The organism is Allobosea sp. RIT-PG3_2 (assembly GCF_057321085.1).
Genome location: NZ_JBXWCA010000003.1, coordinates 557,840 through 570,300, shown reverse-complemented (window position 1 = coordinate 570,300; position 12,461 = coordinate 557,840). Strand labels below are relative to the sequence as shown.

15 protein-coding genes and 1 riboswitch are annotated in these 12,461 nt (G+C 66.7%); of the genes, 8 read left to right on the top strand and 7 right to left on the bottom strand.

All coding sequences use genetic code 11. The annotated features are described in order from the left end of the window. Positions 1–44: 44 nt before the first annotated feature. The 3 genes from AC2FAN_RS13035 to AC2FAN_RS13025 all read left to right on the top strand — a co-directional run bounded on the left by AC2FAN_RS13035 (position 45) and on the right by AC2FAN_RS13025 (position 2,823). Positions 45–1,022, top strand: a complete 978-nt coding sequence (locus AC2FAN_RS13035) for an L-threonylcarbamoyladenylate synthase (protein ID WP_485174478.1) — start codon at positions 45–47, stop codon at positions 1,020–1,022. An 85-nt stretch (positions 1,023–1,107) separates the two neighbouring features. Next, on the top strand, positions 1,108–2,007 hold the full coding sequence (locus AC2FAN_RS13030) for a LysR family transcriptional regulator (protein ID WP_485174476.1): 900 nt from the start codon (positions 1,108–1,110) through the stop codon (positions 2,005–2,007). A gap of 43 nt (positions 2,008–2,050) precedes the next feature. After that, positions 2,051–2,131, top strand: a riboswitch (ZMP/ZTP riboswitch). Positions 2,132–2,238: 107 nt separating this feature from the next. After that, positions 2,239–2,823, top strand: coding sequence for a DJ-1/PfpI family protein (locus tag AC2FAN_RS13025; protein ID WP_485174586.1), 585 nt, complete (start codon positions 2,239–2,241; stop codon positions 2,821–2,823). A 66-nt stretch (positions 2,824–2,889) separates the two neighbouring features. Here the strand turns inward: AC2FAN_RS13025 and acuI are convergent, their stop codons facing one another. Then, positions 2,890–3,876, bottom strand: a complete 987-nt coding sequence (gene acuI, locus AC2FAN_RS13020) for an acrylyl-CoA reductase (NADPH) (protein WP_485174474.1) — start codon at positions 3,874–3,876, stop codon at positions 2,890–2,892. A gap of 99 nt (positions 3,877–3,975) precedes the next feature. Further along, positions 3,976–5,208: an MFS transporter gene (locus tag AC2FAN_RS13015; protein ID WP_485174472.1), complete on the bottom strand. Its 1,233-nt coding sequence runs from the start codon at positions 5,206–5,208 to the stop codon at positions 3,976–3,978. A 235-nt stretch (positions 5,209–5,443) separates the two neighbouring features. On the opposite strand from AC2FAN_RS13015, the gene AC2FAN_RS13010 reads away from it, so the two are divergent. After that, on the top strand, positions 5,444–6,751 hold the full coding sequence (locus AC2FAN_RS13010; protein WP_476805105.1) for a cell wall hydrolase: 1,308 nt from the start codon (positions 5,444–5,446) through the stop codon (positions 6,749–6,751). Between the two features lie 177 nt (positions 6,752–6,928). Then, on the top strand, positions 6,929–7,522 hold the full coding sequence (locus AC2FAN_RS13005; protein WP_265052323.1) for a hypothetical protein: 594 nt from the start codon (positions 6,929–6,931) through the stop codon (positions 7,520–7,522). 229 nt (positions 7,523–7,751) lie between these two features. Here AC2FAN_RS13005 and AC2FAN_RS13000 read toward each other — a convergent pair whose 3' ends face one another. The 4 genes from AC2FAN_RS13000 to AC2FAN_RS12985 all read right to left on the bottom strand — a co-directional run bounded on the left by AC2FAN_RS13000 (position 7,752) and on the right by AC2FAN_RS12985 (position 10,221). After that, complete coding sequence (locus tag AC2FAN_RS13000; RefSeq protein WP_265052322.1) at positions 7,752–8,018, bottom strand: hypothetical protein; 267 nt, start codon at positions 8,016–8,018, stop codon at positions 7,752–7,754. A gap of 11 nt (positions 8,019–8,029) precedes the next feature. Continuing rightward, the gene (gene infA / locus AC2FAN_RS12995; protein WP_047578165.1) at positions 8,030–8,299 is read right to left on the bottom strand and encodes a translation initiation factor IF-1; all 270 of its coding nucleotides are present in this window, start codon (positions 8,297–8,299) and stop codon (positions 8,030–8,032) included. A gap of 92 nt (positions 8,300–8,391) precedes the next feature. Next, positions 8,392–9,837, bottom strand: a complete 1,446-nt coding sequence (locus AC2FAN_RS12990; RefSeq protein WP_485174469.1) for a DEAD/DEAH box helicase — start codon at positions 9,835–9,837, stop codon at positions 8,392–8,394. A 174-nt stretch (positions 9,838–10,011) separates the two neighbouring features. After that, positions 10,012–10,221 carry a cold-shock protein gene (locus AC2FAN_RS12985; protein ID WP_265052320.1) on the bottom strand — a complete coding sequence of 70 codons (210 nt, stop codon included), beginning with the start codon at positions 10,219–10,221 and terminating at the stop codon, positions 10,012–10,014. 274 nt (positions 10,222–10,495) lie between these two features. On the opposite strand from AC2FAN_RS12985, the gene AC2FAN_RS12980 reads away from it, so the two are divergent. Continuing rightward, positions 10,496–10,990 carry a GFA family protein gene (locus AC2FAN_RS12980; protein ID WP_485174467.1) on the top strand — a complete coding sequence of 165 codons (495 nt, stop codon included), beginning with the start codon at positions 10,496–10,498 and terminating at the stop codon, positions 10,988–10,990. An 18-nt stretch (positions 10,991–11,008) separates the two neighbouring features. Here AC2FAN_RS12980 and AC2FAN_RS12975 read toward each other — a convergent pair whose 3' ends face one another. Further along, entirely contained in the window at positions 11,009–11,710 is a 702-nt protein-coding gene (locus tag AC2FAN_RS12975; RefSeq protein WP_485174465.1) for an HAD family hydrolase, read from the bottom strand. A 112-nt stretch (positions 11,711–11,822) separates the two neighbouring features. Here AC2FAN_RS12975 and AC2FAN_RS12970 point away from each other — a divergent pair, with 112 nt between their 5' ends. Beyond that, complete coding sequence (locus tag AC2FAN_RS12970) at positions 11,823–12,068, top strand: type II toxin-antitoxin system Phd/YefM family antitoxin (protein WP_265052317.1); 246 nt, start codon at positions 11,823–11,825, stop codon at positions 12,066–12,068. Then, positions 12,065–12,451, top strand: a complete 387-nt coding sequence (locus AC2FAN_RS12965) for a type II toxin-antitoxin system VapC family toxin (protein WP_485174462.1) — start codon at positions 12,065–12,067, stop codon at positions 12,449–12,451. The genes AC2FAN_RS12970 and AC2FAN_RS12965 overlap by 4 nt, the downstream gene beginning before the upstream one ends. Positions 12,452–12,461 lie beyond the last annotated feature (10 nt).

Sequence of the window (12,461 nt, the reverse complement as noted above, 5' to 3'; positions counted from 1 at the left end):
CCGCCAGTTAGTTTATATGTAAACGATACCCGGTCAATCTCGCCTTGAGCCAAGCCCTGCCCGCCCCCCGCCCGACCAAGCTCCTCTCAGCCGACGCCGCCGGCATCGCGGAGGCGGCGGCGCTGTTGCGCGATGGTGGGCTCGTCGCGATGCCGACCGAGACCGTATACGGGCTCGCGGCCGATGCGACCTCCGGCACGGCCGTCGCCGGCATCTATGCCGCCAAGGAGCGGCCGAGCTTCAACCCGCTGATCTCGCATCTGCCCGATCTCGCCAGCGCGCGCCGGCAGGGACTGTTCGACGCCAATGCGTTGGCGCTGGCGCAAGCCTTCTGGCCTGGGCCGCTGACGCTGGTCGTGCCCGCATCATCCGGTTGCACGGTGAGCGAACTGGCGCGGGCGGGCCTGCCCTCCGTCGCGCTGCGCGTGCCGGCCCATCCCGTGGCGCATGCCGTTCTCGAAGCGGCCGGCCGGCCGATCGCCGCACCCTCAGCCAATCGCTCCGGCCGGATCAGCGCCACCAGCGCCCAGCATGTCCTCGCCGATCTCGACGGACGGATCGACGCCATCATCGATGCCGGCGCGACCGAGGTCGGCGTGGAATCGACCATCGTCGCTTGCCTTGACGGTGCGCCGCGGCTGCTGAGGCCGGGCGGCGTGCCGCGCGCGGCCATCGAGCATCTGATCGGGCGCCCGCTGGTGCTGGCGGGTGAAGCCGGGAATGCGCCGATCGCGCCGGGAATGCTCAGCTCCCATTATGCGCCGGCGGCGCGGGTCCGGCTCGATGCCGATGCACCTGAAGACGGCGAGGCCTGGCTCGGCTTCGGGCCGGGGCCGGATGTCCCGGCCTCGCTCAACCTCAGCCCGGCCGGCGACCTGCGCGAGGCCGCCAGCAATCTCTTCGGCTATATGCGCCGGCTCGACGAGATGGGCCCCCGGACGATCGCCGTCGCGCGCATCCCCGAGCACGGACTTGGCGAGGCCATCAACGACCGGCTGCGGCGCGCGGCGGCACCGCGCTAGCACTCCGCTCTCTCGGATTTGAATTCCTCCAGCTTGCATCGATGCAAGATTTCGGCTTGCGTGGGCGCTGGAGGAAGCAACAACAATGAATGCCAAGCTCGCCTGGGACGATTTCCGGCTGGTCAAGGCGATCGCCGATCATGACGGGCTGACCGGGGCGGCCGGAGCGCTGTCGGTCAACCATTCCACGGTGTTCCGGCGCCTCGGACAGATCGAGGAGATCGTCGGCATGCCGCTCTTCGAGCGGCGCAAGACCGGCTATGTCGCGACCGTCGCCGGCGCCGAGATGGCGGCGCTGGCGAGCCGCATGGACGAGGACGTCACCGCCTTCGCCCGCCGCCTCGCCGGGCGGGACGTCGCCCCTTCGGGCGAACTGCGCATCACCACCACCGACACGCTCTATCAGAACGTGCTGCTGCCGATCTTCGCCGCCTTTCGCCGGGCGCATCCGCTGATCCGGCTCGATGTCGTCGTCGGCAACCAGGCGCTCAACCTGTCGAAGCGCGACGCGGACATCGCCATCCGAGCGAGCGACACCCCGGGCGAGACGCTGGTCGGCCGGCGCATCGCCACCATCGCCTGGGCGATCTATGGCCGCAGCGAGGATGGCGTGACGGCCGAGGAAAAAGCCGACCCGACCCTGCTCTACCAGCGCGACTGGGTCGCTCTCGGCGACCAGCTCTCGCATGTAAAGGCCGCCCGCTTCGTGCGCGAACATGTCGCGCCGGAGCGGATCGCGCTGAAGAGCTCGGCCGTGCTCGGCATTGCGGAAGCGGTCGAGCATGGCCTCGGCATCGGCCCGGTCCCCTGCTTCATCGCCGACCAGCGGCCGAAACTTACGCGACTTTCACCGCCGAACGCCGATTTCGCGACGGGCCTGTGGGTGCTGACCCATCCCGACATCCGCCACGTCCCGCGCGTGCGCGCCTTCATGGATTTCTGCAGCGGCGAGCTTGCCCGGCAGCGGGCGCTGTTCGAGGGGTAGGCGAAAGCCGCGTTGCTCGTTCGAATCGAGCGCTCTACACTCATCCTGTTCGCGCGACTGGCGCAGCAAGATGGGTCACCATCGGGAAACGCGAACGCACGAGCCGCGCGCCTGGGCCTCATCCTCTCGACGGTGACAAGCTCATGCAGATTGCGATGCTTCTTTATCCGCGCCTGACCCAACTCGATCTGACGGGCCCGTTCGAAGTTCTGGCGCTTCCGCGAGTGCAAGATCGATCTGGTCTGGAAAACGATCGAGCCTGTCCGGGACGCCAACGGGCTGACAATCCTGCCGACAGCCGATTTCCGGACCTGCCCGCAGGCCGATATCCTGTTCGTGCCCGGCGGCCCGGGTCAGGGCGCGCTGATGGAGGACGAGGACGTCCTCGCTTTCCTCCGCGAACAGGCCAGCAGCGCGCGCTACATCACCTCCGTCTGCACCGGCTCGCTGGTGCTCGGCGCCGCGGGGCTCCTGAGAGGCTACCGGGCCACCTGTCACTGGCTCTCGCTCCCGCAGTTGAGCCTGCTCGGAGCAGAGCCGGTCGCCGAGCGCGTCGTCTACGACCGCAATCGCATCACCGGCGCTGGCGTCACCTCCGGAATCGACTTCGCGCTTTCCCTCGCGGCTAGCGTCTTCGGTGAAGAGCGCGCACGAAAAGTCCAGCTACAGATGGAATATGATCCGCAGCCGCCCTTCAGTGGAGGCTCTCCCGCTACGACACCGGCCGAGTTGATCGCGTCCGTCCGCGCCGACACCGCTGCCTTCCAGGAAGCGCGCGAAGCCGTGACACGCCGCGCCGGAGCGCGGCTCGGCTAGATCGCTGTTCGTGCGTCGGCGCGCTTGGTAGCGATCCATCTCATTGTCAAAGTCTCAGCCGGAATATCAGCCGATCTCGACAACGACGCGGCCCTTCACCTTGCCCTCGACGATGGCCCTGCCCGTCTCGATCACCGCTTCCAGAGGAATCGTCGTGGTGATCAGGGCGAGCTTGTCGCGGTCGAGATCGGCCGCGAGGCGCTGCCAGGCTTCGAGCCGGCGCGGCTTCGGGCACATCACCGAATCGACGCCGAGCAGCGCGACGCCGCGCAGGATGAAGGGCGCGACGGAAGCCGGCAGGTCCATGCCCTGCGCCAGGCCGCAGGCGGCGATGGCGCCGCCATATTTCGTCATCGAGAGCAGGTTCGCCAGGGTATGCGAGCCGACAGCATCGACACCCGCAATCCAGCGCTCCTTGCCGAGCGGCCGGCCGGGCGCGGCGAGCTCGTTGCGATCGATGATCTCGGCCGCGCCGAGGCTCTTCAGATAGCCGGCCTCCTCGGCACGGCCGGTCGAGGCGATGACGTGCCATCCGGCTTTGGCCAGCAGCGTGATCGCGACCGAGCCTACACCGCCCGCCGCGCCGGTGACCACGACCGGCCCATCGGCAGGCTTGAGCCCATGCCTTTCGAGCGCCAGCACGCAGAGCATCGCGGTGTAGCCGGCGGTGCCGACCGCCATCGCCTCGGCGGGCGTCAGGCCTTCCGGCAACGGCACCAGCCAGTCGCCCTTTACGCGGGCTTTCTGGGCGTAGGCGCCGAGATGCGTCTCGCCGGTGCCCCAGCCATTGAGGACGACGAGATCGCCGGGCTTGAAATCAGGGTTGTCGGAGTCCTCGACCCGGCCGGCGAAGTCGATCCCGGGGATCATCGGCCAGCGGCGCACCACCGGCGCCTTGCCGGTGAGCGCGAGCCCGTCCTTGTAGTTCACCGTGGAATGGGTGACGCGGACGGTGACGTCGCCCTCCATCAGGTCGCTCTCGGCGAAATCGGTGAAGGCGAGATTCGGCCCGGCCTCGCCCTTGGTCGCCACGAGGGCCTTGAACGTCGTCATCACCGTCTCCCGAACCGCTGAAAGCGCAACGACCGACAAGGTTGCAGCGGCGGCCCGCCGCCGCAACCCCGCAAATCGTGCGCCCAAGCGTGTTCCGGATCAGGCCGGTTGCGCCTCCGGCCTTTGTACCGGCCGCTCGACGATGGGCAGGTTGATCAACGCCGAGGCGACGCCGAGCGCGACCGAGAGCCACCAGACGAACTGGTAGTTGCCCATCGATTCGTAGAGCACGCCGCCGAGCCAGACCCCGAGGAACCCGCCGACCTGATGCGAGAAGAAGGCGAAGCCATAGAGCATCGCCATGTATTTCGTGCCGAACATCAGCATGACCAGCGAGGATGTCGGCGGCACGGTCGAGAGCCAGAACAGGCCGATGACGACGCCGAAGGTGATCGCGGTCGTCGGGCTTGGCGGCAGCATGATGAAGGCGGCGATCGCGACTGCGCGGCCGAGATAGATCCAGGCCAGCAGATGGCGCTTCGGCATCCGCGTCGAGAGCCAGCCGGAAGTGAGCGAGCCGACGGCATTGGCGAGGCCGATCACCGCCAGCGTCCAGCCGCCGACCCAGGCCGGCAGGCCGGCATCCTTGAGATAGGCCGGCATGTGCACGGTGATGAAGGCGAGTTGGAAGCCGCAGGTGAAGAAGCCGAGCACCAGCAGCACGTAGCTGCGATGCTTGAAGGCCTCGGTCAGCGCCTGCACGATCGTCTGGTTCGGCAGATTGGCCGCGGCGGCGCCTGCCGCAGCGCCCGTCTTGCGCGTCGCCATGACGATCGAGATCGGCAGGATCGGCAGCAGCGTGAACGCGAAGACCACCAGCGCCTGCTGCCAGCCCAACGTGTCGATCAGGATGTTGCCGATCGGCGGGAAGAGGAACTGGCCGAAGGAGCCAGCCGCCGTGCCCGCGCCGAAGGCCATCGGCCGCCACTGCTCCGGCAGGAGCTTGCCGAAGGCGGCGAGCACGAGGTTGAACGAGCAGGCCGAGAGGCCGAAGCCGATCAGCACGCCGGCGCCGAAATGGAGCTGGAGCGGGGTGGTGGCATAGGCCATCGTCACGAGGCCCGCTGCATAAAGAAGCGCGCCGACGCAGAGCACGCGCACCGTGCCGTATCGGTCGGCGATCGCACCGGCAAAGGGCGCGCCGAGGCCCCAGAGCAGGTTCTGGATCGCCAGTGCCAGACTGAAGGTGTCGCGCCCCCAGTGGAACTGCAGCGTCATCGGGATCTGGAAGAGGCCGGCGCTGGCTCGCGGCCCGAAGGTGATCAGGGCGATCAGGCAGCCGGCGGCGACGATGACCTCCGGTGCGTAGCTGCGCGCTGGAGCAGGCGTCATGAATATCTCCGGGGAGTCGCGACGAGTCGAATGTGTGGCTACACGTTATCGCCCTGTCCAGGCGCCAACCAGCGCGATTTCGTGACGTTTGGCATCACGGAGCGGCATGGAATGGCGCGCATGGCGGCGGCGTTAACCGCCGCTCAACCTTACCGAGGCGATAACGGATTCCAACGAAGGCGCGCGGGTTGTCGGCTGCGTCTTCGTTCCGTGCGATCGGGACGGGTGTGTCGCTTTGAGTCATTGGCGTCAGCACAGGCATGGGCGAGGTGCGCGCCCGCTCGGCATCAAATGGGCCGCGAACACGGTCGCGCCCTGGGCGCTGTCGGTCGGGCTGCTCGTCTCCTTTACCGCGTCTGCCGGCCAGAATTTCGGGCCGACCGGCCTGCCCTCCAGCGCCATCGTGCGGGCCGCGCCCGGCCCGGCCTCGGAACTCGCCGAAGGACCGTCGATGCTGGTCGCAGCCAGCGCCTTTCGCCTGCCCGGCCTCGCGCTGACCTCCGCCGTCACACAGGCCAAGCTCTCCTTCGAGGATCCGGAGCGGCGCGTCGTCGTCGATCCCCGCGCGCCGCGCGAGGACCTCAAGCGCACAGTGGCAACTTTCCCCGAGGTCGACCGCAGCGCCAAGGGCGACCTGCTGCCGAACCTGCGGCCCGGCCTCACCGAACATCCTTCAGTCGAACTGGAACGCGTCGTCTTCGGCGACACCCAGCCGAAGCTGATCTCGGGCGGCTTCTCGATCGACGCCATGCGCGCTGCGGAAGCCGTCGACGGCCCTCAAACAGGTTTCGAGCCCTATGCCAACGAGGAAGGGCTGACCGATCCGGCGCTGTCGGATTCCTCGCCGGTCTCGCTCAAGCCGAAGATCACCTCGGCGCGACAGGCCGAGCTCCATCTGGAAAGCATCGACGGCTCCTCGCCTTCCGTGCAGGAGGCGAGCCGGCAATCCTCGTCGACGCCGCTGGTCGGCTCGGTCATCGGCACGCTGACGCCGCCGGCCCTGCCCTCCCACGGCGCGCCGCAGCAGCGCGGGCGCATCGCGCTCGCCCCGGCGCCGGCCCCGACCAACCGCGACCTGCGCCTGGCCGAGCCCGGCGTAAAGCAGGACTACACCGCGTTGATCGCGCCGGAAAACATGGCGAAGGAACAGCGCTGCCTGGCGGAAGCGGTTTATTTCGAGGCGCGTTCGGAATCGCTTCTGGGCCAGGCTGCGGTGGCGCAGGTGGTGCTCAACCGGGCCAAGAGCGGCCTCTATCCGAGCAGCGTCTGCGGCGTCGTCTACCAGAACAGCAACCGCTACCTCGCCTGCCAGTTCACCTTCACCTGCGAGGGCAAGTCGCTGCGGATCACCGAGCCCGGCCCCTGGCGCGACGCGGTCAGGATCGCGCGCGAGGTCTATGACGGGACGACCTACCTGCCGGAGGTCGGCGCCTCCACGCACTACCACGCAAACTATGTCCGGCCGTACTGGGCAAAGAAGCTGAAGAAGATGGACACGATCGGCCAGCACGTGTTCTACCAGCTTCGGCCGGGTCAGACCTGATCGCTAAAAATCGAGCGTTTCCATTCACTTGAAGGCAATGTGAGTGAAATCGGCACAAGGCCGGACTTGGTTAATTTTACCTTGTTTTAGCGTTTACCTTGCGTTCATCACTTCAAGCGGGCTTCCTGACCTCAACGAACGGCGCGCTGACGCCGGAACCGACAGGTCAGGCCCAACATGCTGCGCTCGCTCTCGTCATCCCGGATCATTGCAGCCTCCGCCTTCACGACGGCGCTTCTCATCGGCGCCTCGGCTGCACAGGCCGGCGGTTGCCGCGGCTCCGCCTGCTACAACCTCGTCACCGCGCCGCCGGTCTACGGAACGGTCAACGAGACCTACCAGGTTCGTCCTGCGCAGACGCAGCACCGTGTCGTCCCCGCCGAATACGAGACCGTGACCGACAATGTGATGATCGCGCCGGAGCGGCGCATCGGGCACCGCCGCGCTGCGGTCTACGACACGGTGACCGAGACAGTTTTGATCGCGCCGGCCACCCGCCGCTGGGATGTGAGCCGCGACGCCTGGGGCAACATGGTCGGCTGCTGGGTCGTGGTGCCCGCGCAATATGGCGTGCAGAGCCGCCGGGTCGAGGTTTCGCCGGCGACCGTCGAATACGAGATGGTTCCGGCCGTCTACACGCAGCGTCAGCGCAAGGTGATGGTGCGTCCTACCGAAGTCGTGCGGGAAGAAATCCCCGCCGTCTACGAGACGCGGCAGCGCCAGGTCCTGGTCAGCCAAGGCTCGCAGTATTGGTCCCGCGCCGGCTACTGAGCCGGTCGGGCAGAGTTTTACGCAGACCCTTTTTTTACCACGGAAACGACCACTTTCACCCCGGCCTCGCGCCGGGGTTTTTTCTTGGTCATTTTTCTCGCGGGAAAGCGTCATCTGTCCCGGGCGGAGCGAGCCTAGAACCGCAATGTCCGGGAGGAAGAGCACCGGCTTGCGAGATGCCCGGGGCGAGCCCGAGCATGACGGAACGTGTGTTTCGCGCCGCAGCAGCTCAGACGAACTTGCCGCCGAGCAGGAAGACGCCGACGCCGACGACGAAGGCGAGGAAGCGGGCGGGCATGCCGACCAACGTGCCCGGCGAACGGCCGGCCACATAACCGAGCAGCAGCTCGGTCAGCCCCAGGCCGAGCAGCACGATGACGAAAGGCGGAAAGGCTCCGTCCTGAACGACGAAGCCGGCTTTCGCGGCGTAAGCGACCACGGCACCGAGAATGGCGCCCAGCGCGATGAAGAGAAGCTCATTTCGCGACAGGCGCATCGGCAGATCGCTCAGCGACGGCGGAAGTTCTGACGCGGAGGACCGCCGGGGGCCGGACCGGCCGTCTTCTGGCGGAAGTTGATGCGGCCGCGATCGAGATCGTAAGGCGACATTTCCACGATGACGCGGTCGCCCGCGATGGTGCGGATGCGGTTCTTCTTCATCTTGCCGGCCGCATAGGCCAGGATCACGTGATCGTTGTCGAGCTTGACCCGGTAATTGCCGTCCGGGAGCACCTCAACCACGGTGCCGTCGAATTCAAGCAGTTCTTCTTTCGCCATCTGTCGTCCTTCGTGAGCCCTTTGGCGCGGAAGCGGGCCATCGCCCGGTCAGAAACCGGTATGAGGCCCGCCCTGTTCTGGCCGATCGCGCGTCAGCGCGCGCGCCGCCGGGCGCCGTTGGTGCGTGGTTGCTGTGTTCTTTGCTGCAAGAACGCGACGCCGCCAAGCCCTTCTTTTGCCGAAGCACCGTCTTTTCGCTGTGCCGCTTGCTCGGGACGCGGTGCGCGCTCGGGATTGCGCGGCCGTTCATGGCGCTCCTGGCGTGCGCCGCCACCGGCATGGTGGTGACCGCCCTGTTCGGAACGCTTGCCCGGCTGACCCTGCGGACGGCCCTGCCCCTGCGGGCGAGACTGCTGCTGACCGCGCCCGCCACGATTCTGCTGCGGCTTCTTGGGCGTGCGGCCATCCCAGTAAGGCACTTCGCCGACCGGCGTCGGCTTGATGCCCGTCAGCTTCTCGATGGCGGCGAAGTCGCCGCGCTCCTCCGGCGTGCAGAAGGCGATGGCAACGCCGGCCGCTCCGGCGCGCGCGGTACGGCCGATGCGGTGGACATAGGTCTCCGGCACGTTCGGCAGGTCGTAGTTCACGACATGGCTGATGCCGTCGACATCGATGCCGCGGGCGGCGATGTCGGTCGCGACGAGGATGCGCAGGCTGCCGTCGCGGAAGGCGCCGAGCGCACGCTCGCGCTGGCCCTGACTCTTGTTGCCGTGGATCGCCGCCGCCTCGATGCCGGCCTGATCGAGCTGACGCACGACCTTGTCTGCACCGTGCTTGGTGCGGGTGAAGACGATCGCCCGCTCCATCTCCGGCACGCTCAGCGTCTTCGCCAGCAGCGCCGGCTTGTCGTTCGGCTCGGTGAAGATGACGCGCTGGTCGATCTTCTCCGCGGTGGTCGCAACCGGGGTCACGGCGACCTCGACCGGATCGGTCAGATAGGCGGAGGCGATCTCGCGGATCGGCTTCGGCATGGTCGCCGAGAAGAGCAGCGTCTGGCGCTCCTTCGGGATCAGCGTGGAGATGCGGCGCAGCGCGTGGATGAAGCCGAGGTCGAGCATCTGGTCGGCCTCGTCGAGGACGAGGAACTCGATCTCGCGCAGCGAGACGGCGCGCTGGTCGACGAGGTCGAGCAGGCGGCCGGGCGTGGCGACGAGGATGTCGATCTTGTCGCCGAGGGCGCGGATCTGCTTGCCGACCGGGACGCCGCCGAAGATCACCGTCGAACGCACCGTGGTGAACTGCGCGTAGGTGCGGATCGAGGTCTCGATCTGGGCGGCGAGCTCACGCGTCGGCGACAGGATCAGCACGCGCACCGCACGCTGCGGCATCTGGCGCGGCTTGCCGAGCAGCCGGTGCAGCATCGGAAGCGAGAAGGCAGCGGTCTTGCCGGTGCCGGTCTGGGCGGCGCCGAGCAGGTCGCGGCCCTTCAGAATGTGGGGGATCGCCTGGGCCTGGATCGGCGTGGGCGTCTCATAACCCTCGGTCGCGAGCGCCTTGAGCAGCGGCTCGGCGAGGCCGAGATCAGTGAACTTGGTCAAGAAGAAGCTTTCTGGGCGCCGTGATGACGGGGGGCGCATGTGGTTTCGGCTGCGCCGCCGGCCCGTATCCGGCCTTGATATCAGATAATCGATCCTGCCGGCGAACCGCTAGCCACAGCGCCGGCAGGCTTGTCGTGGACCGAGCGGGCAAAAGCCCACACGGTCAATAGGTTATCAGGCGACGGCGAGGTTGCCGGCCGAGGTCTTGCCGGTCTTGCGATCGGCGACCATCTCGAAGGAGACGACCTGGCCTTCGCGCAGCTCGCGCAGGCCGGCGCGCTCGACGGCGCTGATGTGGACGAAAACGTCCTGGCCGCCGTTCTCAGGGGTGATGAAGCCGTAGCCCTTGGTGGCGTTGAACCACTTCACGGTGCCCTTGTTCATGGGTTAGTCCTTACGTTTCAGATCCGCGTCTATCGTGATGACACGGCGGGACGCGCGGAACGCCTCGCCATGGCCTTGTAGCGATGTGTGGTGGATCTGATTCGTAACCGCCGACCGGACAAGCCGCCGAGCGGAGGGGTGGCCAGAACCCGGCCGCATCTCGTCTTACATCGGGGGACCTAGCACGAAATGCAAGGCAGGTCCAGCAAGGCACCCACAGACATCGCGGAACCGGCCGCGAAAGCGGATGTTTGACAGTAAAAGGAGGTCGATCATGCCGATCATGCTGAAGGGCTCATGCCGTTGCGGAGCGGTTCACTTCTCGGCCGAAAGCCATGCGCCCGTCCCTTACCAGCTCTGCTACTGTTCGATTTGCCGCAAGACGGCTGGCGGTGGCGGCTTCGCGATCAACCTCTCGGCCGAAGCCGCGACGCTGAAGATCGAAGGCGAGGACGCCATCGGCAGCTTCAGCGCCGAGATTCGTGACGATGACGGCCACTGCGAACGCTCGCAAGCACAGCGCCGCTTCTGCAAGATCTGCGGGACGGCGCTATGGCTGTTCGACCCGCGCTGGCCGGATTTACTGCACCCATTTGCCTCGGCGATCGACAGCCATATGCCGCGCGCTCCCGAGAAGACCCATCTCATGCTGCGCTTCAAGGCCAGCTGGGTCGAGCCGGATATCGCAGCGAACGACCAGAGCTTCGACGATTACCCGGAGGAATCGATCGAGGAATGGCATCGCAAACGCGGCCTTTGGGTCGATTGAAGACCGGCTGCGGACAGGTTATCGCGCGAGCCGCGCGACAAGGCCAAGTGAAAGGCCGAGATGCGGTATCGCATGAAAGCGCCCGTGCCCCACGGGCTCCTCGGCCTGCTCGAGCACCCAGGTCAGTTCATGCGGCACATGCACCGCCCATGAACCCGCGTCCAACGCCGGCAGGATATCGGATTTCAGCGAGTTGCCGACCATCATCGCCCGCCCTGCCCCGTCGCCATGCCGGGCGAAGATGCGGTCATAGGTAGCGGCCTTCTTGTCGCTGACGATCTCGACCGCGTGGAAGAAATCGCCGAGGCCGGACTGGGCCAGCTTGCGCTCCTGGTCGAAAAGATCGCCCTTGGTGATCAGCACCAGCCGATAATCGCCCGACAGGGTTGCCAGCGTCTCCCGCACATGCGGCAGGGTCTCGACCGGATGAGCCGCCATCTCCCGGCCGGCGGCGAGGATTTCGCCGATCACCGAGGCCGGAACCTGGCCGCGCGTGATCTCTATCGCAGTTTCGATCATCGAGAGCACGAAGCCCTTGATGCCGAAGCCGTAGAAGCCGAGGTTGCGCTTCTCGGCCTCCAGTAGGCGCCCGGAAATCTCGGCCGCCTCACCGTGCTCGCCGAGCAGCGCGACGAAGCGCTCCTCCGTCATGTGGAAGAACTGCTCGTTCTGCCAGAGCGTGTCGTCGGCGTCGAAGCCGATGGTGGTCAAATGCGGCATCGGTACCGGCTCTCCTCAAAACCAGGCTCGACGACAGAGCGGTAATAAAAGCCTCTTGGCATCACTTCCTTATTGAACTAAGTCTGTTAAACTAAGTCCAGCGAGGCCAGCCATGGACGTCATCAACATCCACGAAGCGAAGACCCACCTCTCCCGCCTTGTCGAGCGCGCCGCCAAGGGTGAGAGCTTTATCATCGCCAAAGCCGGTAAGGCGATGGCGAAGGTCGTTCCGTTGGACGCACCCGCCCGAGCCCAAAGTCGTCGCGTCGGCTTCATGAGCGGACAGTTCGAGGTCCCGGACGACTTCGACCGCATGGGCGAGGACGAGATCGCGAGCCTGTTTGGCTCCCCCCCGTGAAGCTTCTGCTCGACACGCATCTGCTGCTCTGGGCTGCCGGCGAACCAGAGAAGCTGTCGGCGAAGGCACGAGCCCTGCTCGACGATCCCTCCAATACGCTATTGTTCAGCGCCGCGAGCCTGTGGGAGATCGCTATCAAGCGCGGCCTCGACAGGCGGGACTTCACGGTCGATCCGGCACAGCTGCGGCGCGGCCTGATCGACAACGGCTATATCGAGTTGCCGATCTCCGGCGCACACGCCGTGGCGACGATGCATCTGCCGACGCTGCACAAGGACCCTTTCGACCGGCTCCTGCTGGCGCAGGCCCTGGTCGAAAGCATCACGCTCGTCACCGCCGATGAGGTCGTCGCCCGCTATCCCGGCTCGATCCTGCCCGTTTAGAAGCGAACAC